Here is a 21,461-nt window from a genome sequence, read left to right on the forward strand (position 1 = left end):
CGACGGGAACCTGAGTGCGACGCTAGTGCAATCGCGTGCTCTGGCGCCCCCGGAGCGGTGCTCAGAGCCCCAGGGCCTCCTGGATCGGGCCGAGCGTGAAGTACAGGAGGAAGGCCAGGGACGCGATCCACATGAGCGGGTGGATCTGGCGCACCTTGCCCAGCGCGAGCTTGATGATCACGAACGCGATGAACCCGGCGCCGATGCCGTCGGCGATGGAGTAGGTGAAGGGCATGACGACGATCGTGAGGAACGCGGGGATCGCGATCTCGACGTTGCGCCACGAGATGCCGGCGACCTGCGCCATCATCAGGTAGCCGACGAACACCAGCGCGGGTGCGGCCGCCTCGTAGGGGACGAGTGCGACGACGGGCGACAGGAAGGTCGCCAGCAGGAACGCGACGCCGGTGACGACGGACGCGAACCCGGTGCGGGCGCCGGACCCGACGCCGGTCGTCGACTCCACGTACGCGGTGTTCGACGACGTGCTGCCGACGCCGCCGGCGACGGCCGCCAGGGAGTCGACGGCGAGGATGGCGCGCGAGCGCGGCGGGTTGCCCTCGGCGTCGAGGAGCTTGCCCTCGGCCCCGACGGCGACCATCGTGCCCATGGTGTCGAAGAAGTCGGCGATCATCAGCGAGAAGATCAGCAGCACCACGGTGACCGCCGCGATGTTCTCGAAGGAGCCGAGCAGCGAGAACTGGCCGAGCAGGCCGAGGTCCGGCACCGTGACGACGCCGTCGAAGGCGGGCGCGTTGAGGTTGAAGCCGTTCGGGTTGTCCTCGGACCTGACGCCGATGTGCAGGGTGTTCTCCAGGACGACGGCGAGCGCCGTCGCGGTGAGGATCGCGACCAGCATCGCGCCGCGCACCTTGCGCACGAACAGCACGATGGTCAGCACCAGGCCGACGACGAACACGAGGATCGGCCAGGTGCCGAGGTTGCCGAGCGCGACGATGGTGCCCTCGCCCGGGACCACGAAGCCGGCGTTGACGAAGCCGACGAGGGCGATGAACATGCCGATGCCGACGCTGATCGCCGTCTTGAGCTCCATGGGCACGGCCTTGAAGACCGCCTCGCGGAACCCGGTGAGGACGAGCACCAGGATGACGAGGCCCTCGATCACGATGAGGCCCATCGCGTCGGCCCAGGTGACGTCGGGCAGGCCGGCGATCGAGTACGCCACGACGGCGTTGAGCCCGAGCCCGGCGGCCAGGCCCAGCGGGTAGTTCGCGAACACGCCCATCGACACGGTGACGAGGCCGGCGACGAACGCCGTCGCGGCGGCGACCATGCCGAGCGTCTCGGGCGTCGCCTCCGCGCCGCCACCGAGCACCTGGCCCGTCCCGTCCTGGACGGTGCCGATGATGAGCGGGTTAAGCACGATGATGTAGCTCATCGCGAAGAAGGTGACCAGGCCACCGCGGACCTCGGCGCCGATCGTGGAGCCGCGCTCGGTGATCCGGAAGAAGCGGTCGATCGCGCTCGGCTCGCTCGACGGCGGCGCGCTGGTCTGGTTCGCCATGGGCAGAATCATCGCAGACGGCGTGGAGGTGTCGTGCGGTCCGGAGCGTCGCGACGACGAGACGCTCGCCACGCCGGGCGCCGGCGCCGCCTGCCCGGGCTCAGTACGCCCCGCGCCCGGTGACGACGGCCTTGGCGGTGCGCAGCAGGATGAGCAGGTCCCCGGACAGGGTCCAGTTCTCCGCGTAGTAGACGTCGAGGCGGACGGTCTCCTCCCAGGGCAGGGTGGAGCGCCCGCCCACCTGCCACAACCCCGTGATCCCCGGCTTCACGCGCAGGCGGCGCCGCATCCGTGCCTCGTAGGCGGACACCTCGCGCGGCAGGGACGGCCGTGGCCCGACGAGCGACATCTGCCCGGCGAGCACGTTGAGCAGCTGGGGCAGCTCGTCGACCGAGTACCGGCGCAGCACCCGGCCGAGGGCGGTGACCCGCGGGTCGCGCTGCAGCTTGAACAGGACGCCGGCGCCGTCGCTCGGCCCGCCCAGGACGGTCCCCTCGCGGTCCGCTCCCGGGCGCATCGTGCGGAACTTCAGCAGGCGGAAGGTGCGGCCGTCGCGGCCGACGCGGTCCTGCCGGAACAGGACGGGCCCCCGGCTGGTGCAGGCGACGGCGAGCGCCACGAGCACCAGGACGGGCGCCACGAGCAGGGTGATGACGGCGGCACCGAGCCAGTCCGCCACGGATTTGAGCGCGTACCGGGGCCCGGTGAACCGGGGGGCGTCGACGTGCAGCAGCGACACGGAGTGCTCGGGGGTGACGGTGATGCGCGGCCCGGCGACGTCGGCGAGCTCCGCGGTGAGCATGAGGTCGACGCCGGCGGGCTCGAGCTCCCACCCGAGCCGGCGCACGACGTCGGCCGTCACGGCGCCCGACCCGCACACGGCGACGCAGTCGGCGCCGACGACGGCCGCCATCGTGCCGGCGGAGCGCAGGTCGCCGAGGACGGGGGCGCCGTGGATCTCCTCGCCCGGCCGCACGTCGTCCGCCGTCGGCACGCACACGCCGACGACCCGGTACCCGGACGGCCGGTCGTTGAGCTCGTGCACGAGCCGCTCGACCTGCTCGCGCAGCCCGACGGCGAGGACGACGGTGACGCAGCCGCCGTCCTGCCGCCGGCGGTGCAGCCAGGCCCGGCTCGCCCAGCGGCCCACGAGCAGCGCGACGACGCCGGCCGGCACGGCGGTGAGCAGGAACGTGCGAGCCCCGGGCCAGGTCGTCAGCAGGGCCAGGAGCGCGAGGGGCGTCACGAGCCGCCACGTCGCGTCCAGCACCCGCTGGTACTCCGCGGGCCCGGAGGCGAAGACCCGCACGTCGTAGGCGCGGGCGAGGGCGAGGCTGCACGTCCACGCGACGACCAGCACGACGACGAGGAGCGCCTGGTCGCCGAGCACCCGACCGGTGATGGTCTCGCCGCCTTCGAACCCCCGCACCAGGGCCGCGAACGTCGCCGCGGACGCGACGACGAGCACGTCCGTGGCCACGAGCCGGCGCCGGTAGGCGGCCTGCCACGGCACGGTGCGGAAGGTGTCGCGCACCTCGCGCAGGTGCGCGGCGCGCACGGTGGCGAGGCGCGACCGCAGGGCCTGCCCGGCGTCGGGGACGGTGATCACGGCGGCCCTCCTCCCCTGTCCGTGGCGTGCGCCTCACCACACTGTGAGGCCTGGGAGGCCGCGGATGACGGGACCGGGAGGGATTCACCCCGGTCTTCACCCGGCGCACGGGGCGGCGTGCCGCGGCGCTCGTAGACTGGCGGCGTGCCCTCGATCATGACCGTGCTGACGCGTCCCGAGCGCCGGCGCCCGGCGCCGCCTCCGCTGCGGGTGGACCTGCGGCGCGTGCTGCTCGCCGGGATCGTGCTGTGGGCGGTGGCGCTCGTCGTCTCCGTGGTGCTCCTCACGCTCGGCCGGGACGCGTCCCAGACGGCTGTGACCTGCGCCGTCGGCATCCTGCTGGGCGGGCTGGGGCTCCTGTGGGAGCGTTCGCACCGCGCGGCGTACCGCGGGGAGGAGTGACCGCCCGCAGGTGTGACCGGACGCACCGTGTTCTCGCAGGACGCGGGCGGTCCGGCACGTCACCATAGGGCCATGCGCTCCTCTCGCCGTCGCTTCGCCCTGCCCACGACCGCCCTGGCCGTCACCCTCGCCCTCGCCGCCTGCGGAGGGGACGACCCCGCCGACCGGGCGGACGCCCCGGAGGCGACGGACGCCGGGACGGCGCCCGAGGACGGCGAGCCGGACGGCGACGGGCAGGACGACGCGACGGGAGCGAACGGCGTCGTCACGGTGCCGGGGCTGCACGCCGTCGAGACCGCGCTCGAGGAGGTCGACGGCGTCGCCTTCGCGATCAGCAGGTCCGGCGACTACAGCACCTGGGACGTCGACGTCGCGACCGGCGACGGCGCCGTCGAGGTCAGCCTCGACGCGACCGGGAGCACCGTCCGGGGCACCGATACCGAGGAGGACCTCGCCCCGGAGCTCCGGAAGGCGGTGGAGGACGCGCCGGTCTCGCTCGCCGAGGCGATCGACGTCGCGATCGCCGAGGTCCCGGGGGACCTCGACGAGGCCGAGCTCGACGACGAGACCACCGGCTACCTGTGGACGGTCGCGATCGACGACGGGAGCGGCGTCGTGGACGTGGACGTGGCGCGGACCTCCGGCGCGGTCGTGGGGATCACCGAGCGCTCCGGGAACTGACCGGGCGCCCCGGCGGGGCGGTCCGTCCCGCCGGGCTCAGCCCCAGGCCGTCGTGACCCACAGCGACGTGACGCGCTCCGGGTCGGCGAGCACCGTCGCCAGCAGGGCTGCGCGGTCGGGACGGCCGAGCAGGTCCGCGAGCGCGGCTGCGAGGCCGGCCCGGTCCCGCGCGTGGGCGCGCCCGTCGGCGTCGACCCACCACGGCACCGGGCTGCCCGCGACGGAGAGCCGCTCGTGACGGAACCAGGTGGCGGGCAGCCGAGGGTCGAGGCCCGCGACGCGGGCGTCCAGCGGCGTCTCGGTGCCGTGCCCGTCGGGGGCCGGCAGGCCGTCCTCCCCCACGACCGCCAGGTCGAGCAGGTCGGCCACGGCCGCGACCTCGGGCGCGGGGACGGGCAGCACGGGCCCGAGCACGGCCCAGCGCGCCGTGCCGGCCACCTCGACGTCGTCGGCGCGCCGCACGACGACGTCGCTCGCGTCGAGCGCGGGCAGCCGGTCCGGCAGCGGGTCGAGCGCCTCGGCACGCGCGGCGGGCCCGAGCCGCACGGCGAGGCCCGCGATCCCCCGCCACACGACGAGCGCGACGGGCAGCGGCACCGGCGTGCCGACGTCAGGCAGGCGGTCGAGGGCGGCCGGCCAGTCCGCGGCCGACAGCTCTTCGAGGCGCCCGACTGCGCCGAGGGCCCGCAGCACCTCGTCGTCCAGGTCGGCCGCGGCGGGCGGCACGGCCGGCAGGAGCGGCACGTCGTCGCGGCGGGCGAAGGGGGCGCCGAGACGCCGGCGCAGCCACCACGCCGTGTACGACGGCGCCCCGGCGACGGGCGTCACCAGCGCGCGGCGGGCGTCGGGGTCGGCGGCCGTCCGGGTCAGCACCTCGCGCCACCGGGCGTCGTCGTCCGCACCGGGGACGTCCTCGTCGGCGTCGCCGACGGCGTCGAGGTCGGCGACGGCCTCCACCTCGCCGACGTCGACGCCCGGCCCGAGCCGGTCGGCCAGGAAGCGCAGGTAGTCGGTCCACCCGGCGAGCCAGCCGGCCGGGTCGTCGGGCCCGTGGTCCGGCTCGGCGTCGTCCGCCAGGTCGTGGTCGGGCGTGAAGACGCCCGGGACCCGGTACACGGCGAGCTCCGCGTGCGCGCCGACGGCCCGCAGCAGCTCGACGCCGTGCCGCGCCGCCGCGGTGCGGGTCACCGGGACCAGGCCGTCCATCGCCCCGGCCGCCCACGACCCGGGGACCGCCGTCTCCCGCGCGGGGGCGAGGACGCCGTCGACGGTCGGCAGCGGCAGCTCGCCGAGCCAGAAGGGGAACCCCTCGGGGCCGGCCGGCAGTGCGAGCCGGGCGAGCGCGAGCGCCGTCTCGACGATCTCGCGGGGGCGCGCCTCCACGCGGCCGACGAAGGTCGTCGGCTCGGGCCACCCGTCGACGGGCGGCAGCTCGTCCGCCCCGTCGAGGAGAGCCTCGGCGGCCGCGAGGGCGAGGGCGCGCACGCCGTCGTCGTCGAGCAGGTCGCGCGCGCTGGTCGGCGTGGCGCCGGCGCGCACGAGCAGCGGGTGGGCGGCGTCGGGGTGCACGACGCGCACGCCGAGCGTGCGGGTGATCGCCGCGAGCGCGGGGTCGTCGTCGTCCTCGGGGAGCACGACCGTGCCCCGCACCCCCGACGCGGTGCGCCCGTCCACGAGCGGCACGCGGGCGCCCGCGAGCGCCTCCAGCACGCCGGGGTCCGAGGCGTGCGGCTCGAGGGCGTCGCACAGGGCCCACCACCGGGTGGGCGGCAGGCCGCCGGGCAGGTCGGTGACGACGTCGGCGAGCGGCAGCACCGTGACGCCCAGGCTGCGGGCCACGCCCTGGCGCTCGGCGGGCACGCAGACGAGGCCGGGCACGGTGGTCGCGAGCGCCGCGACCAGGGTGGCGTCGTCCCCGGCGTCACCGGCCAGCACCGCCGCGTCCGCCGGGGCGACGAGGCCGTGCGGCCGAGGGCCCTCGGCGACGGCCGGCCCGGTGGCGTCGTCCCCGGTCCCCGGGGCGGGCAGCAGCGGCGTGGCGCGCAGCGCGTCGAGCGCTGCGTCGCGGACGGCGGCGTCGAGCTCCCCCGCCGGCAGGTCGGTGGGCACGAGGTCGAGGACGCCGGCGCCGTGGTCACCGGCGAGCGCGGCCAGGGCGTCGGCGAACGCCTGCCCGGCCTCGGCGGCGAGCAGGTCCGTCAGCGTGCCGGGCAGCACGCGGCGCCGGCCGGGGTCCACCGGGAACGTCGCGACGAGCAGGCCGGGCAGGCTCAGCGGCACGTCGGTGGGGGTGGGCGCGTGCAGCACCGGCGGGGCGCCGTCCGTGGGGCGCGCGCCCGCGCGCGGCAGCGCCCAGGCGACGGTCCAGTCGGTGCGGCGCTGCTCCCGGGGCAGGTCGGCGACGGCGTCCTCGTCGACCGTCCCGGAGCGGCGACGCACCAGCCAGCGGTCCTCGACGTCGCGCAGCACGCGGGTCCGCGGCTCGGCGGGCGCGTCCCCGTCGTCGTCCTGGACGGTGACCGTCACCTCGGCGAGCGCGGGCAGCGCCAGCAGCAGCGCGTCGTCGATCCCGGCGAGCTGCGCGCGCACCGCCTCGACCGCGTCGTCGCGCAGCTCGAGCTCGACGACCGTCGCGACGGCGTCGGGCCCGTCGGGCTCGAGCGCCGGCGCGGGGAACGGCAGGCGCAGCACGGGCAGGTCGTCGCCGCGCTCGGCGACGACGTCGCGCAGCCGGGCCGCCCCCGCACCGCCGTCGCCGTCGGCGTGCGCGGGCACCGCGGCGGTCACCTCGGCGAGCAGGTCGCGCGTGCGCGCGAGGGAGAAGCGGACGCCACCGGTCGTGGAGCGCACCGCGACGTCGTCGGCGACGGAGCGGGTCGCGGCGAAGCCGACGCCGAAGCGGCCCGCCTGCCCGGCCGGCGAGGCCTGGCCGGGGGCCTTCGCCGAGGCGCGCAGCGACGCGAGCGACGCGACCCCGGCGGCGTCCAGCGGCGCCCCGGAGTTGGCGGCCACCAGGCGCCAGCGGCCGCCCGCGGGGCCGGTGTCGCCGGTGCCGCGGCCATCGGCCGCGGCGACGCGCTCGAGCCGCAGGTCGAGGCGGCCCGGGACGTGCGCGCGGGCGGCCGCGTCGGCGGCGTTCTGCGCCAGCTCGACGACCACCCGGTCGCGGTAGTAGCCGCGGGCGTGGTCCTCCTCGCTGTTCGCGTCCTCGCGCAGGCGCGTGCCGGAGGCCGACCAGGCGTGCACGACGGCGTCCCGCAGGGCGCGGGTGTCGAACGGGTCGGCGGACGTTCCCGTCGGGGCCTCGCGCGGAGGCTCGACGGGCTGGGAGGCGCCCGTCACCGCGCGTCGTCGGCGGGCTCGGCGCGCTCCTCGTCGTCGTGGCCCGACTCGGCGTCCCCCGGCGCGGCGCTGCCCGTGCCGGTGCTGTCCTGCTCGCTGCCGCCCTGCCCGGTGCCGCCCTGCCCGGTCTCGGCGGGCTCGACGCTCACCGGCTCGATGCCGACCTCGTCGATCAGCGGAGCGTCGGCGGGCCACTCGCTCGCCGGCTGCTCGACGTCCGTCTCGGAGTGCGCGCCGCACCCGTGGTCGAGCGACACCACCTTGCCGTCGTCGGGCGACCACTCGTTCGCGCACACCGCGAACAGCTGGCCGAGGGGGCCGGCCAGCGGCACGAGGAACCCGCAGGTGCCGCACTCCGCCTTGGAGGCCACCGCCCCGCGCGACGTCGGCCCGCGGGACCCGCGGTACCAGCGCTCGGCCGCCTCGTCCCGGCCCTGCGGGGACAGGACGCGCTCGCGCGCCAGCGCCAGCTCGTCGATCGCGACGGAGTCGAGCTCCTCGTCCCCGGTCGGCGTCCAGCCCGGCTCCAGGCGCGGGTCGTCGGCGCGGAACGGCAGCGTGTCGCCCGGCCCGACGTCGCCGGGGCGCAGACGCTCCGACCACGGCAGCCACGCGGGCGCGAGCAGCGCGTCGTCGCCCGGCAGCAGCTCGACCTCGCACACGGTCGCCGTGCGGCCGCGGGGCACGCGGGCGAGCGTGACGGTCCAGTGCCAGCCACGGTAGCCCTTCATCGTCGCCGCGAAGCGGTGCGACATGAGTCGCTCGCCCTCGGCGACCGCGCCCAGGTGCTCCCCGACGTCCGACGGCGACGCCGCGAGCTCCTGCGCCGCGTCCCGGGCGAGGTCGACAGCCCCCAGCAGCACCGCGTCCTTGCGGGCGCGCGAGCTGATCCGCGGTGTTCGCGCGGGCGCCGAAGCGGCAGCAGTCACCATGTGCGTCCTGGTCCCCATCTCACGGGTGTCGGGTTCTTCCACTGTTGCGGCCGGTCCGTGCCGGTCGGCTCTGGCCGGACCACGCCCGGCCGGTTCGTCAGCCGTCGAGGTCGTCGGCAACGGCGCGCAGGAGCGTCGCCACGCGCTTGGCCGTCGCCCCCTCAGGGTACTTGCCACGCTTGAGCTGGTCGCCCGTGCGGTCGAGCACGGTGATGAGGTCCTCGACGATGCCGGCCATCTCCGACGGCGCTTTGCGCTTGGCCTTCGCGACCGACGGCGCCGGGTCGAGCAGCGTCACCGACAGCGCGGACGGCCCACGACGCCCGTCCGCGACGCCGAAGTCGACGCGCGTGCCGGGCTTGGGGCTCGGCGCGTCGGCCGGCAGCGCGGACGCGTGCAGGAAGATCTCACCGCCGTCGTCGCCGGCGATGAATCCGAAACCGCGCTCCGCGTCGTACCACTTGACCTTGCCGGTGGGCACCTGAACCTCTTCGTGCTCGTCGTTGCTCGGGACGGGCGCGGGCGTGCGCCCGGCCGGAAGGACACAGATTACCGGCCGCGACGGCCGGGCGCCGCATCCCCGCCGTCGCCCGCGCCGGCGGGCGCCATCCCGAGGTCGGCGCCGAGCCGCACGGCCACGGCGTCGAACCACGCCGCGCCGTCGTCCACCGACCCGACGAGGTGGCCGAACAGCTCGAACGAGACGGCGCCGAACAGGGTGGACCAGGCCATGAGGACGCGCAGCGTGGTCTCCCCCGGCGCCCGTCCGGGGAAGAGGCCCTCGGCCGCGACGTACTCGCGCGCCCGGGCCACGACCGTCTCGACGGGCGCGTCGACGCCGGGCCAGGCCGCGGGGGCGACGGGTCGCGCGCCGGCGTCGTGGGCGTCGGCGGCGACGCGCACGAGCACGCGCACCACCCGGGTCGCGGGGACCACCGTGTCGCGCGGCGCGGCGTACCCGGGCACGGGGGTGCCGTAGAGCAGGGAGAACTCGCCGGGGTGGGCCACGGACCAGGTGCGCACGGCGCGGCAGGCGGCGAGCCAGCGGGCGGCGAGGCCGTGCTCGCGCTGCGCCGCCTCGGCGTCCTCGACGGCGGCGCCGAGCTCGTCGTAGCACTCGACGAGGAGCGCGGTGAGCAGGGCGTCGCGGCTCGGGAAGTAGCGGTAGACGGCCGAGGAGACCATGCCGACGTCGCGGGCGACGGCCCGGAGCGACAGGGCCGCGGGGCCGTCCTGCGCGAGGCGGGCGCGGGCCGCGCCGACGATGTCGCGGGTCAGGGTCTCGCGGGCCAGGGCGCGGGCCGTGCGAGGCGCGGGGGCCGGTCGGTCGGTCATGCGGCCAGCATGCCTTCCGAGAGCGGTTCACACCAACGAGAGCACCGATCTTGCTTCGTGCGCACCGCCGTGCCATGCTCGACATCCTTGAGAGCACCGCTCTCGGATTGGAGCACCAGTCATGACTGATCGTCACCTCGTCGTCGGCGCCGGCCCCGTCGGCCACCACGTCGCCGCGCTGCTGGCCGCCCGCGGATCCGACGTCACCGTCGCCACCCGCTCGGGACGGAGCACCGGGCTCGAGGGCGTCCGCCACGTCGCCCTCGACGCCTCGGACGCCGACGCCCTCACCCGCACCGCCGAGGGCGCCGACGTGCTGTACAACTGCGCCAACCCGGGCGACTACACGCAGTGGGACCGGGTGTGGCCGCCGTTGGCCACCGCGCTGCTCACGGCGGCGGAGCGCACCGGCACCGTCTACGCGATCACCGGCAACCTCTACCCCTACGGCCCCGTCGACGGGCCCATGACCGAGGACCTGCCGGACGCCGCCACCGACCACAAGGGCCGGCTGCGCACCCGGATGTGGGCCGACGCCCGCGCCGCGTTCGAGGCCGGGCGCCTGCGGGGCGTGGTCGAGGTGCGCGGCTCGGACTACATGGGTCCCGGCGTCGGCGCCAACGGGCACGTGTCCCGCGTCGCCCCGGCGGCCCTGCGCGGCCGGAGCGTCACCATGCTCGGCCGCACCGACCAGCCGCACACCTTCACCGACGTCGGCGACGTCGCCCGCACGCTGGTCGCCGCCGCCGAGGACCCGGGCGCCCACGGCCGGGCCTGGCACGTGCCGAGCAACGCCCCGCGCACGCAGGCACAGGCCCTGACCGACGTGCTCGCCGCCGCCGGCCGGCCGGCGGTGCGCGTCCGCTCCCTGCAGGGGCCCGCGCTCGCCGCCGTCGGGCTGTTCTCCCCGCTGATGCGCGAGCTGCGCCAGCTCTCCTACCAGTGGGACCGCCCGTACGTGCTCGACTCCACCGCCGCGCAGGAGCGCTTCGGCATCACGCCCACACCGTGGGAGGAGGTCTGCCGCCGCACGGCGGACGGGTAGATGATCGGACGATGGACGCCACCGAGCTGCGCACCCGCCAGGCCCCGCTCAAGGAGCGCTACCGCGCCGACCCGGCGGCGGCGCGCACCGTCGTCTCGGCGCGCGGCGACCTCCGCGACCCGGGGGTGACGGCGACCGTCGAGGGGTTCGCCGGGCCGGTGCGCGCCGGGCTGCACCCCGCCACCGGCGGCGACGGCTCCGACGCCTGCTCCGGCGACATGCTGCTCGAGGCGCTCCTGGCCTGCGCCGGCGTCACCCTGCGCAGCGTCGCCACCGCGATGGGCCTGACCGTCCGCTCGGCCACGCTGTCGGCGCGGGGCGAGTTCGACGCCCGCGGCACGCTGGGCGTCGACAGGTCCGTCCCGGTGGGCGTCACGGGCGTGACCGTCACGGCGACCCTCGACACCGACGCCGACGACGCCGCCCTCGACCGCCTCGCCCGCTCCACGGAGCGGTACTGCGTGGTCGGGCGGTCCCTCGCGCAGCCCCCGACGTTCCGGGTGCTCCGCGCCCCGGGCGACGGCGCGTAGCATCGAGCAGATGGCCAGCACGTCGCCCGAGCGCACGGCAGAGGCCGCCGGCACCGCCGGCGCCCCGGCCGGCCCGCGCACGTTCACCGAGGCGGTCCGGTCGCTCGACGACGCGGGGCTGCTGGCCCTGCTGCGGGCCCGGCCCGACCTCACCGCACCGTCGCCGTCCACGCTGCGCTCGCTCGCCGCCCGCGCGTCGAGCCGCACCAGCACGGAGCGCGCCGTCGCCCACGCCGACGCCCGCACGCTGCAGGTGCTCGAGTCCGTGCTGGTCCTGGCCGACGGTGACGCCCCGGTGACGCCCGACGCGGTCGCCACCGCGATCGGCGCGGACGACGAGAGCGGAGGCGCCGTCGTCGCGCGGACCCTGGCCGAGGTGCTCGCCGCGGGGCTCGCCTGGGACGCCGGCGCGCCCGGCGACCCCGACCTGCGACCCGCGCCCGGGCTCGACGAGGCGCTGGGCCCGCACCCCGCGGGCCTGGGCCCCGCCCGGCCCGCCGACGAGCGTCTCGGTTCGTCAGGAAAGGCGCCCGGGAGGCTGACGGACGGAGACGCACGATCGCTCGGCGAGCTCCCGCCGGGTGGCCGCGAGGTGCTCGACGCGCTCGCCTGGGGGCCGCCCGTCGGCGTCGTCCCGGCGCCGGGCACCCCGGCCCGCGCCGCCGTGGACGGACTCGTCTCCGCCGGCCTGCTCGTGCGCACCGACGCGCGGCACGTCGTGCTGCCCCGCGACGTCGCCCTGGTCCTGCGGGACGGTCGCACCCACCGCACCCCCGAGCTCGCGCCGCCGCGGCCGGAGGGTCGGGGCGTCCGGCCCGAGATCGCGGACGCCGAGTCCGCGAGCGCCGCGCTCGACCTGGTCCGGTACGTCGACCTGCTGGTCGCCGCGTGGGAGGAGACGTCGCCGTCCGTGCTGCGCAGCGGCGGGCTCGGCGTGCGGGACCTGCGCCGCACCGCGCAGGCGCTGGGCTGCGACGAGGCGACGGCGGCGTTCGTCGTCGAGCTGGCCGCGGCGGCCGGCGTCGTCGCGGACGACGGTGACGCCCCGCCGTCGTACCGGCCCACGACCGTGGCCGACGCCTGGGACGAGCTGGACGACGCCGCCCGCTGGGCGATGCTCGCGGCCGCCTGGGCCCCGTCGCGCCGCACGCCGTGGCTGGTCGGCTCCCGCGACGAGAAGGGCACGGTGCGCGCGGCGCTGTCGCCCGACCTGCACCGCGGCTGGGTGCCGCGGCTGCGCGGCGACATCCTCGGCGTGCTCGACGCCCAGCCGGGCACGGCGCTCGGGGCGGACGCGGTGATGACGGTGCTGCGGTGGCGCAGCCCGCGCACGGTGCCGCCGGAGCAGGCGGTGTCCGGGCTGCTGACCGAGGCGGCGCTGCTGGGCGTCACGGGTGCGGGCGCGATGTCCGGCCCCGGGAGGGCGCTGCGCGCCGCGCTGACCGAGGGCGCGGGCGACGAGGCGCTGGCCGCCGCGATGCGCGCGGCGCTCCCGGACGAGGTGGACGAGGTGCTGCTGCAGGGCGACCTCACGGGCATCGTGCCCGGGCGCCCGTCGCAGTCGCTGGCCCGGCTCCTGGACCGGGCGGCGGACGTCGAGTCCCGCGGGGCGGCGACGACGGTCCGGTTCACGACGTCGTCGGTCACCCGCGCGCTCGATCACGGCTGGACGGCGGACGAGCTGCTGGGTGAGCTGTCGGGGCGGTCCCGGGTGCCGGTGCCGCAGCCGCTGGAGTACCTGGTGCGCGACACGGCGCGCCGCCACGAGGCGGTGCGGGTGGGCTCGGCCGGGTCGTACGTGCGGGCCGCGGACCCGACGACGCTCGCGGGGCTGGCCGAGGACCCGCGGCTGGCGCACCTCGGGCTGGTCCGCCTGGCCCCGACGGTGCTGGCCGCGTCGGTGCCGGCGGCCGAGCTGCACGACGCCCTGCGCGAGCGAGGCCTGCTGTCCGCCCTGGAGGGGCCCGACGGGCGTGTGCTCGGCACCCGGTGGCGGCGCCCGCCGCGCCTGGAGCGCGACGCGGCCCGCCGGGGGGCGGCCACCGTCGAGACGCCGTCGGACGAGTCCCGGCTGGCGCTCGTGGCGAGTCTGCGGGCGGCCGAGAACGGTGACCCGACCGCCGTCGACCGGCTCGCGGCGCGGGCGCGCGACGGGGCGCGACCCACGGCGCCGGGGGCCCCGGCGCGCCCGCCGGCCGCGCACCCGCCCGCCGCCCGTCCCGGGGACGCGGTGGCGGTGCTCGGCGACGCGCTCCGCGACGGCCGCCGGGTGTGGGTCGAGATGGTGGGGCGCAGCGGGTCACTGGAGCGGCGCCGGCTCAAGCCCCTGCGTCTCGACGGCGGCCGCCTGCGCGCCCTGGACCCCGACCGCGAGGCGGAGCTGACGATCGCGGTGCACCGCATCGCCGGCGTCGAGCCGGCGGACTGAGGTCGGGGGCAGGCCGACCGCTCGGCCGGGCCCGGAACACACGGCCGGCGCGCGGTGTTGGCATGCTGGAACCCGACCACTCGCGAGAGGAACCGCATGCCCGACGGCCCGCTCATCGTGCAGAGCGACAAGTCCATCCTGCTGGAGGTGGACCACCCGCGCGCCGACGACGCGCGCCGCGCCATCGCGCCGTTCGCCGAGCTGGAGCGGGCGCCGGAGCACGTGCACACCTACCGGCTGACGAACCTCGGGCTGTGGAACGCGCGCGCCGCGGGGCACGACGCGGAGCAGGTCGTCGACACGCTCATCGAGTACTCCCGCTACCCGGTGCCGCAGGCGCTGCTCATCGACGTCGCCGAGACGATGGGGCGGTACGGGCGGCTCACGCTCGCGAGTCACCCGTCGCACGGGCTGGTGCTGCAGGCCGCGGACCGGGCGGTGCTCGCGGAGGTGCTCAAGTCCAAGCGGACCGCGGGCCTGGTCGGCGAGCGGGTCGACGACGAGACCGTGGCCGTGCACCCGTCCGAGCGCGGCCACCTCAAGCAGGTGCTCGTGAAGCTCGGCTGGCCGGCGGAGGACCTGGCCGGGTACGTCGACGGGGAGAAGCACCCGATCGACCTGACCTCCCCCACCATCCCGCGCACGGAGACCGAGGAGCCGCACACCTGGGAGATGCGGCCGTACCAGGCACAGGCCGTGGACGGCTTCTGGCACGGCGGCTCCGGCGTCGTCGTACTGCCGTGCGGCGCCGGCAAGACGATCGTCGGCGCGGGCGCGATGGCCAAGAGCGGAACGACCACGCTCATCCTCGTGACCAACACGGTCTCGGCACGCCAGTGGCGGGACGAGCTGGTGCGGCGCACCACCCTCACCGAGGAGGAGATCGGCGAGTACTCGGGCTCCCGCAAGGAGATCAAGCCCGTCACGATCGCCACCTACCAGGTGCTCACGACCAAGCGGAAGGGCGTCTACACGCACCTGGAGCTGCTGGACGCGCGCGACTGGGGCCTCGTCGTCTACGACGAGGTGCACCTGCTGCCCGCGCCGATCTTCCGCATGACGGCGGACCTGCAGGCCCGCCGCCGCCTCGGCCTCACCGCGACCCTCGTGCGCGAGGACGGCCGCGAGGACGAGGTGTTCTCCCTCATCGGCCCCAAGCGGTACGACGCGCCGTGGAAGGACATCGAGGCGCAGGGCTACATCGCCCCCGCGGACTGCGTCGAGGTCCGCCTCACGCTGCCGGAGCACGAGCGGATGCTCTACGCGACGGCGGAACCGGAGGACAAGTACCGCCTCGCCGCGTGCGCACCGGGCAAGAACCGCGTCGTCGAGCGGATCGTCGCCGACCACCCGGACGACCAGGTGCTCGTCATCGGGCAGTACCTCGACCAGCTGGAGGAGCTGAGCGAGCACCTGGACGCGCCGCTCATCACCGGAGCGACGACCGTCCGCGAGCGGCAGCGCCTGTTCGAGGCGTTCCGCTCGGGCGAGATCAGCCGGCTCGTCGTGTCGAAGGTCGCGAACTTCTCCATCGACCTGCCGGAGGCGTCCGTGGCGATCCAGGTGTCCGGGTCGTTCGGGTCGCGCCAGGAGGAGGCACAGCGGCTGGGGCGCGTCATGCGGCCCAAGGCGGACGGCCGGACGGCGCACTTCTACGCCGTCGTCGCCCGCGACACCGTGGACCAGGACTTCGCCGCCCACCGCCAGCGCTTCCTGGCCGAGCAGGGGTACGCCTACCGCATCGTCGACGCGGAGGACCTCGACACGGTCGCCTGACCCGTCCGCGCCCGCGGCGGACCCCGTCAGACTCAAACGTTTGAAGCCTTGCCTCAAACGTTTGAGTTCTCTAGCGTCGCCGTCGTGACCACCCGGGTGACCCTCAAGGACGTGGCGGCGCGGGCCGGCGTCTCGATCTCCACGGTCTCGTACGCCCTCAACGACGCCAGCACCGTCCAGCTGGCCGAGGAGACGCGCGCCCGCGTGCGCCGCATCGCCGACGAGCTCGGCTACCTGCCGAACGGCATGGCGCGGGCGCTGCAGGCACGGTCGAGCCGCGCGATCGGCGTCGTCCTCACCATGCCGCTGACGATCCCGCGTTACGCGGCGATCGTCGAGGGCGCCAGCGCCGGCCTGGCCGCACGGGGCTTCCGCCTGTCGGTCGTGGCCGACCCGACCGGCCAGACCTACCTCGACGACTGCCGGAGCGGCCTGCTCGACGGGCTGGTGTTCGTCGGGCACGACGACGAGTCCGTGCCCGCCGACATGGCCGACGCCGTGCGCCGCCACGACATCCCGTTCGTCGCGCTCGACTGCGGGAGCGGCGGCACCTCCGTGCCGTACTCGACCGTCGACTTCGACTACCCCGCGGGGGCACGACAGATGGTCGAGCACCTGGTCGCGCAGGGGACGCGCACCCTGCTCTACACGCGGCCCGACGTCGCAGCCCGCTCCGAACGACTGCGCGAGGCCGCGGTCGTGGCCGCCCTGACCGCGCACCCCGACGTCACCCTCCACGTGGTCCCGACCGGACTCACCGACACCCCGCCGGAGCGGCAGGACCGCGATCCGGGCGCCGTGCTGGCCGAGCGGCTCGACGCCGCGCTCGGCCAGGTCCTCCGCGGCCGGGCCGACGCCTCGCGCACGGCCGTGCTGTGCAGCTGGGGCCCGGACTCCGAGCACGCGTACCGCGTCGCCCGGCGCCACGACGCCGGCATCGAGGTCGCGGCGCTGGCCGCGGGACCGCTGGACGAGAACGCGTGGCCCGGTCTGTGCTGCTCACGGCTGCCGCTGCAGGAGGCGGGCCGCGAGTGCGCGCGCCTGGTCGTGGCCGCGCTCGATCCGGACGCCGGCCACGAGCACGTCCTGCTGGCGCCGACGCTGAGCGGGACCGCGCCGACGACCGAGGCCGCAGCGCCCGCGGCCCGCAGCACGCGAAGCGACGAAGGAGAGCGCCCATGACCGTCCCTGCCGGCTCCACGGACCGTCCGACGAACATCGTGTTCGTGATGTCCGACGACCACGCCGCGCACGCCATCTCGGCGTACGGCAGCCGGGTCAACCGCACCCCGCACCTGGACCGCCTCGCCCGCGAGGGCGCGCGCATGGACGCCGTGTACTGCACGAACTCCATCTGCTCGCCGTCGCGGGCGTCGATCCTCACCGGCACGTACAGCCACGTCAACGGCGTGGCGTCGATCTGGACCGAGATCGACCACCGCCTGCCCACGTTCGTCGACGTGCTGCACGACGCCGGCTACCGCACCGCCCTGTTCGGCAAGTGGCACCTCGGCGAGTCCGAGCAGGCCCGGCCCCGCGGCTTCGACGACTGGAAGATCTTCCCCGGGCAGGGCGACTACGTGGATCCCGAGATGTACGGGCCCGACGGCCGCGAGACCGTCCCCGGGTACGCCACCGACATCGTCACCGACCAGGCCCTCGACTGGCTCGATCAGCACGGCGACGACCCGTTCTGCCTGCTCGTGCACCACAAGGCCCCGCACCGCCCCTGGGTCCCGGACTCCAAGCACGCCCACCTGTACGCCGACGGGACCATCCCCGAGCCGGAGACGTTCTTCGACGACCACACCACCCGGTCCAAGGCCGTGCGCGGCGTGCACATGACCATCGCCGACGACATGGGCGCCGAGGACCTCAAGACCGACGTCCCCGACCACCTGCGCGGCGAGGAGAACCGCGAGGCGCGGATGCGGTGGAAGTACCAGATCTACATGCGCGACTACCTGCAGTGCATCCAGTCGATCGACGACAACGTCGGCCGCCTGCTGGACCACCTCGACGAGCGCGGCCTCGCCGAGAACACCCTCGTCGTCTACACGTCCGACCAGGGCTTCTTCCTCGGCGACCACGGCTGGTTCGACAAGCGCCTCATGTACGACCAGTCCCTGCAGATGCCCATGCTGATGCGATGGCCCGGGAACGTCACCGCGGGCAGCCGCTGCGACGCGACCATCACCAACGTCGACTTCGCCGCCACGTTCCTCGACGCCTGCGGCATCGACCCCGGCGCCCTGCCCACGTCGCAGGGCCGCAGCTTCCTGCCCCTGCTGCGCGGCGAGGACGTCCCCGACTGGCCCGACGCCGTCTACTACCGGTACTGGGAGCACGACGACCCCATCCACCACGCCCCTGCGCACTACGGCATCCGCACCCGCGACCACAAGCTCATCTGCTACTACGGCGCCGGCCTGGGCGTCCCCGGCGCCTCGGACCGCGTCTTCGAGACCGAGTGGGAGCTGTTCGACCTGCGGGCCGACCCCACCGAGGTCACCAACGTCGCCGACGACCCCGCCTACGCCGGCGTCCGCGCCGAGCTCGAGGCCAGGCTCGCCGAGTGCCAGCGGCACTACGCCGACCACCCCTACACCGGTCCGGACACCCCCCGACCCGTCTGGGGACCCCACGACGAGGAGGTCCTCGCGCAGGTCGAGCACTACGTGGCCCAGGTCCGGGCGACCAGCTGACCGGGGACGGGCGGCGGCCGACGGCGACCGTCCCGCTCGTGCGTGCTTCCGGCGGGATATCCCGCAGCACCGGGACGGTCGCCGGTCAGGAGTCGGCCACCACCCGGAACCCGGTGTTCCCGGACGACGAGTCGCCGGTGTTGCGGGTGCGCGCCGCGACCCGGTAGCGGTTGCAGTACGACTCGTGGCACAGGTACGAGCCGCCGCGCACCACCCACACGTCGTACGCCTCGGGCGCCCAGGCCGTGGCGGTCCACTCCCACACGTTCCCCGCGACGTCGTACAGCCCGTACCCGTTCGCCGGGAACGACCCGACGGGCGCCGTGCCGACGTACCCGTCCTCGGCCGTGTTGACGCGCGGGAACGTGCCCTGCCAGATGTTGCACATGTGCTCACCGCCGGGGGTGAGCTCGTCGCCCCACGCGTACCGCTGCCGGTGCAGCCCGCCGCGGGCCGCGTACTCCCACTCGACCTCGGTAGGCAGCCGGGTGCCCGACCACGAGCAGTACGCCAGGGCGTCCTCGCGCGAGACGTGCACCACCGGGTGGTCGGCACGGTCGTCCACGGACGAGCCCGGGCCCTCGGGGTGGTTCCAGTCGGCGCCGTCGACGGCGAGCCACCACGGCGTGCCCGCCGCCGAGCCGCGCACCTGGACGCCTTCCGCCACGAACAGGTGGAACACGAAGCTCCACCCGAACTCCTCGGCCTGCGTGCGGTACCCCGTCGCCTCGACGAACCGGGCGAACTCGGCGTTGGTCACCGCCGTCGGCGCCACGCGGAACGGGTCGACCGGAACCGGCCGGATCGGGCCCTCCCCGTCGCCCGGGTTGACGTCCGCGTCCTCGCTGCCCATGTCGAACGTGCCGCCGGGGAGCGCCACCAGGCCCCCGACGACGCTCCGCGCCGCGTCGCCGTCACGGTCGGGCCGCTCCTGCGCCGACGGCGTCGACAGCCGCAGCGGGGCGGGCGAGGGGGCGCAGCAGGCGGGAAGGTTGGCGTCGTCGTCCGTCACGCCCTCGATCGTACGACGAGGGCGAGACGACCCGACCCGCGTCACCAGGCCCGCCTCCCGCCGCCCGAGGGCGGGCGGACGGCGACGCTCGGACGGCCGGCACCGCACCTCTGGCCGCGACTCGTCATCGTGTGTAAGTTCTTACTGCAACATCCAGCAACTCCGTGCAACGACGTCCGGAGAAGCCCGAGCGACAGGAGCAGCAACGATGCGCGTCCTTCCACAAGCCCGCCCCCGCCACGCGTTCCTCGCCGTGGTCGGAGCCGCCCTCGCCGCGGCCCTCGCGATCCTCCCGGGGGCACCACCCGTCCACGCCTCGACGCCACCGCCGGCGTCGCCGGTCGTCGACTCACCGAACGGACGCGGCTCCGTGATCCTCAACCTCTTCCAGTGGACCTGGGACTCCGTCGCCGCCGAGTGCACCTCGACCATCGGGCCGGCCGGTTTCGGCTACGTCCAGGTCTCACCGCCGGCCGAGCACGTCCCCGGCACGCAGTGGTGGACCTCCTACCAGCCGGTGAGCTACCAGGTCGAGTCCAAGCTCGGCACCCGCGCCGAGTTCGCCGCCATGGTCCAGGCGTGCGACACGGCCGGCGTCGGCGTCATCGCGGACGCCGTCGTCAACCACATGGCGGGGGCGGACTCGTCGGGCTACGGCGTCGCCGGCAGCGAGTACGCCGAGGACTCCTTCCCCGGTACCTACTCGTCCTGGGACTTCAACGACTGCCGCACCGACATCAGCGACTACACCGACCGTTGGGAGGTGCAGCACTGCCGTCTGGTCGGCCTGCAGGATCTGCGCACGTCGAGCACCTACGTGCGGGACACCATCGCGGACTACCTCGACGACCTCGTGTCGCTCGGCGTCGCCGGCTTCCGCATCGACGCCGCGAAGCATGTCCCGGCCGAGGACCTCGAGGCGATCAAGGCCGCGATGACCCATTCCGACGTCTACTGGGTGCACGAGGTCATCGGGGCGGCCGGCGAGCCGATCCAGCCGTCCGAGTACCTCGGCAGCGGCGACTCGTACGAGTTCGACTACGCCCGCCGCCTCAAGGCCCGGTTCGACGGGCAGATCAAGGACCTGCGCGACATCGCCGACGGTCTGCTGCCGAGCGACCGGGCGGGCGTCTTCGTCGACAACCACGACACCGAGCGCAACGGCGAGACGATGAACGAGACGTGGGGGGCCAAGTACACGCTCGCCAACGTGTTCCTGCTCTCCTGGCCGTACGGATCGCCCACCGTCTACTCCGGCTACCGCTTCTCCGACTACGACGCCGGCGCGCCGGGGGCCACGTCGAACCAGGTGCCCGACGCCGACTGCTCGGCCACCTCGTGGACGTGCACCCAGCGGTGGACCGAGATCCGGGGCATGGTCGGGTTCCGCAACACCGTCGGTGACGCGGCGGTCACCCGCTGGTGGGACGACGGCGGCAACCACGTCGCGTACGGCCGCGGCTCGTCCGGGTACGTCACCCTCAACAACACCGGGTCGGCCGTGACCCGCACCTACGCCACCGACCTGCCCGCCGGCACGTACTGCGACGTCGTGGCGGCCGACGACTGCTCCCGGACGGTCGCCGTCGCCGCCGACGGGACGTTCACCGCGACGGTCCCCGCGTACGGGGCGCTCGCGCTGCACGTCGGCGCGACCTCCGGCACCACACCCCCGCCGGCCGACGGTGACGTCGACGTCGCGGTGAACGCCACGACCGCCTGGGGCCAGGACGTGCGGATCGTCGGGAACCAGCCCGGGCTCGGCTCCTGGGACCCCGCCTCGGGCGTGGTGCTGTCGCCCGACACCTACCCCGTGTGGCACGGGACCGTCGACCTGCCGGCCGGTACGACGTTCGAGTACAAGTACGTCAAGGTCGACGGCAGCGAGGTCGTGTGGGAGTCCGGCGCCAACCGGACCGCCACGGTCGGCGCCGACGGATCGCTGACGCTCGACGACACCTGGCGGTCGTAGCGCGGCGCTCGTGGCGGCCCGGGCTCGTCGCCGCGCCCCGTCGTGCCTCACCCCGGCTGAGTCGGAGCGTGGCGCGTGCCCGGGTCGGTTCGGTCGCACGTCGCCGGTTCGGTCGCACGTCGCCGGTTCGGTCGTTCGCCGGACCGCCCCGGTGCATGGCGTCGAAC

Annotated in this window: 16 protein-coding genes; 9 read left to right on the forward strand and 7 right to left on the reverse strand. The window is 75.6% G+C overall.

Annotated elements, in window-relative coordinates; translation table 11 throughout:
* Positions 1-61 precede the first annotated feature (61 nt).
* Together EYB28_RS17445 and EYB28_RS17450 are read right to left on the reverse strand one after the other, a co-directional pair.
* A complete protein-coding gene (locus tag EYB28_RS17445; protein ID WP_166850536.1) occupies positions 62-1,525 on the reverse strand; it encodes an NCS2 family permease in 1,464 nt (487 codons plus the stop codon).
* A 100-nt stretch (positions 1,526-1,625) separates the two neighbouring features.
* Complete coding sequence (locus EYB28_RS17450; protein ID WP_240930619.1) at positions 1,626-3,134, reverse strand: sugar transferase; 1,509 nt, start codon at positions 3,132-3,134, stop codon at positions 1,626-1,628.
* Between the two features lie 144 nt (positions 3,135-3,278).
* On the opposite strand from EYB28_RS17450, the gene EYB28_RS17455 reads away from it, so the two are divergent.
* Positions 3,279-3,536, forward strand: coding sequence for a DUF2530 domain-containing protein (locus tag EYB28_RS17455; RefSeq protein ID WP_205710954.1), 258 nt, complete (start codon positions 3,279-3,281; stop codon positions 3,534-3,536).
* Positions 3,537-3,608: 72 nt separating this feature from the next.
* Positions 3,609-4,217 carry a PepSY domain-containing protein gene (locus EYB28_RS17460; RefSeq protein WP_166850539.1) on the forward strand — a complete coding sequence of 203 codons (609 nt, stop codon included), beginning with the start codon at positions 3,609-3,611 and terminating at the stop codon, positions 4,215-4,217.
* Positions 4,218-4,253: 36 nt separating this feature from the next.
* On the opposite strand, the gene EYB28_RS17465 is transcribed toward EYB28_RS17460, so the two are convergent.
* The 4 genes from EYB28_RS17465 to EYB28_RS17480 all read right to left on the reverse strand — a co-directional run bounded on the left by EYB28_RS17465 (position 4,254) and on the right by EYB28_RS17480 (position 9,826).
* A complete protein-coding gene (locus tag EYB28_RS17465) occupies positions 4,254-7,559 on the reverse strand; it encodes a sacsin N-terminal ATP-binding-like domain-containing protein (RefSeq protein ID WP_166850542.1) in 3,306 nt (1,101 codons plus the stop codon).
* On the reverse strand, positions 7,556-8,491 hold the full coding sequence (locus EYB28_RS17470; RefSeq protein WP_166850545.1) for a DUF3027 domain-containing protein: 936 nt from the start codon (positions 8,489-8,491) through the stop codon (positions 7,556-7,558). The genes EYB28_RS17465 and EYB28_RS17470 overlap by 4 nt, the downstream gene beginning before the upstream one ends.
* A 97-nt stretch (positions 8,492-8,588) precedes the next feature.
* Positions 8,589-8,972: a cold-shock protein gene (locus EYB28_RS17475; protein ID WP_166850548.1), complete on the reverse strand. Its 384-nt coding sequence runs from the start codon at positions 8,970-8,972 to the stop codon at positions 8,589-8,591.
* A 68-nt stretch (positions 8,973-9,040) separates the two neighbouring features.
* Positions 9,041-9,826, reverse strand: a complete 786-nt coding sequence (locus tag EYB28_RS17480) for a TetR/AcrR family transcriptional regulator (RefSeq protein ID WP_166850550.1) — start codon at positions 9,824-9,826, stop codon at positions 9,041-9,043.
* Positions 9,827-9,947: 121 nt separating this feature from the next.
* Between EYB28_RS17480 and EYB28_RS17485 the strand changes: the two genes are divergently transcribed.
* The 6 genes from EYB28_RS17485 to EYB28_RS17510 all read left to right on the forward strand — a co-directional run bounded on the left by EYB28_RS17485 (position 9,948) and on the right by EYB28_RS17510 (position 18,310).
* Positions 9,948-10,871 carry an NAD-dependent epimerase/dehydratase family protein gene (locus tag EYB28_RS17485; protein ID WP_166850553.1) on the forward strand — a complete coding sequence of 308 codons (924 nt, stop codon included), beginning with the start codon at positions 9,948-9,950 and terminating at the stop codon, positions 10,869-10,871.
* An 11-nt stretch (positions 10,872-10,882) separates the two neighbouring features.
* Positions 10,883-11,401: an OsmC family protein gene (locus EYB28_RS17490; RefSeq protein WP_166850556.1), complete on the forward strand. Its 519-nt coding sequence runs from the start codon at positions 10,883-10,885 to the stop codon at positions 11,399-11,401.
* 10 nt (positions 11,402-11,411) lie between these two features.
* A complete protein-coding gene (locus tag EYB28_RS17495) occupies positions 11,412-13,829 on the forward strand; it encodes a helicase-associated domain-containing protein (protein WP_166850559.1) in 2,418 nt (805 codons plus the stop codon).
* Positions 13,830-13,925: 96 nt separating this feature from the next.
* Complete coding sequence (locus EYB28_RS17500; RefSeq protein WP_166850562.1) at positions 13,926-15,605, forward strand: DNA repair helicase XPB; 1,680 nt, start codon at positions 13,926-13,928, stop codon at positions 15,603-15,605.
* Between the two features lie 84 nt (positions 15,606-15,689).
* Positions 15,690-16,787, forward strand: coding sequence for a LacI family DNA-binding transcriptional regulator (locus tag EYB28_RS17505; protein ID WP_166850565.1), 1,098 nt, complete (start codon positions 15,690-15,692; stop codon positions 16,785-16,787).
* Entirely contained in the window at positions 16,784-18,310 is a 1,527-nt protein-coding gene (locus EYB28_RS17510) for a sulfatase (RefSeq protein WP_166850568.1), read from the forward strand. Before EYB28_RS17505 ends, EYB28_RS17510 begins: the two co-directional genes overlap by 4 nt.
* Before the next feature lie 85 nt (positions 18,311-18,395).
* Here the strand turns inward: EYB28_RS17510 and EYB28_RS17515 are convergent, their stop codons facing one another.
* Positions 18,396-19,322 (reverse strand): formylglycine-generating enzyme family protein, encoded by a 927-nt coding sequence (locus EYB28_RS17515; protein WP_166850571.1) that lies wholly within the window; start codon positions 19,320-19,322, stop codon positions 18,396-18,398.
* Positions 19,323-19,692: 370 nt separating this feature from the next.
* Between EYB28_RS17515 and EYB28_RS17520 the strand changes: the two genes are divergently transcribed.
* Positions 19,693-21,294, forward strand: coding sequence for a carbohydrate-binding module family 20 domain-containing protein (locus EYB28_RS17520; RefSeq protein ID WP_240930620.1), 1,602 nt, complete (start codon positions 19,693-19,695; stop codon positions 21,292-21,294).
* The last annotated feature ends 167 nt before the right edge of the window (positions 21,295-21,461 follow it).

Source organism: Isoptericola sp. BMS4 (assembly GCF_011634835.1).
In the GTDB taxonomy this organism is placed as follows: domain Bacteria; phylum Actinomycetota; class Actinomycetes; order Actinomycetales; family Cellulomonadaceae; genus Isoptericola.

Excerpts from the sequence above, each read along its gene's own strand:
- EYB28_RS17495 (WP_166850559.1), top strand. The coding sequence starts at position 11,412 with ATGGCCAGCACGTCGCCCGAGCGCACGGCAGAGGCCGCCGGCACCGCC.
- EYB28_RS17490 (WP_166850556.1), top strand. The coding sequence starts at position 10,883 with ATGGACGCCACCGAGCTGCGCACCCGCCAGGCCCCGCTCAAGGAGCGC.
- EYB28_RS17480 (WP_166850550.1), bottom strand. The coding sequence starts at position 9,826 with ATGACCGACCGACCGGCCCCCGCGCCTCGCACGGCCCGCGCCCTGGCC.
- EYB28_RS17510 (WP_166850568.1), top strand. The coding sequence starts at position 16,784 with ATGACCGTCCCTGCCGGCTCCACGGACCGTCCGACGAACATCGTGTTC.
- EYB28_RS17500 (WP_166850562.1), top strand. The coding sequence starts at position 13,926 with ATGCCCGACGGCCCGCTCATCGTGCAGAGCGACAAGTCCATCCTGCTG.
- EYB28_RS17445 (WP_166850536.1), bottom strand. The coding sequence starts at position 1,525 with ATGGCGAACCAGACCAGCGCGCCGCCGTCGAGCGAGCCGAGCGCGATC.
- EYB28_RS17485 (WP_166850553.1), top strand. The coding sequence starts at position 9,948 with ATGACTGATCGTCACCTCGTCGTCGGCGCCGGCCCCGTCGGCCACCAC.
- EYB28_RS17460 (WP_166850539.1), top strand. The coding sequence starts at position 3,609 with ATGCGCTCCTCTCGCCGTCGCTTCGCCCTGCCCACGACCGCCCTGGCC.
- EYB28_RS17470 (WP_166850545.1), bottom strand. The coding sequence starts at position 8,491 with ATGGTGACTGCTGCCGCTTCGGCGCCCGCGCGAACACCGCGGATCAGC.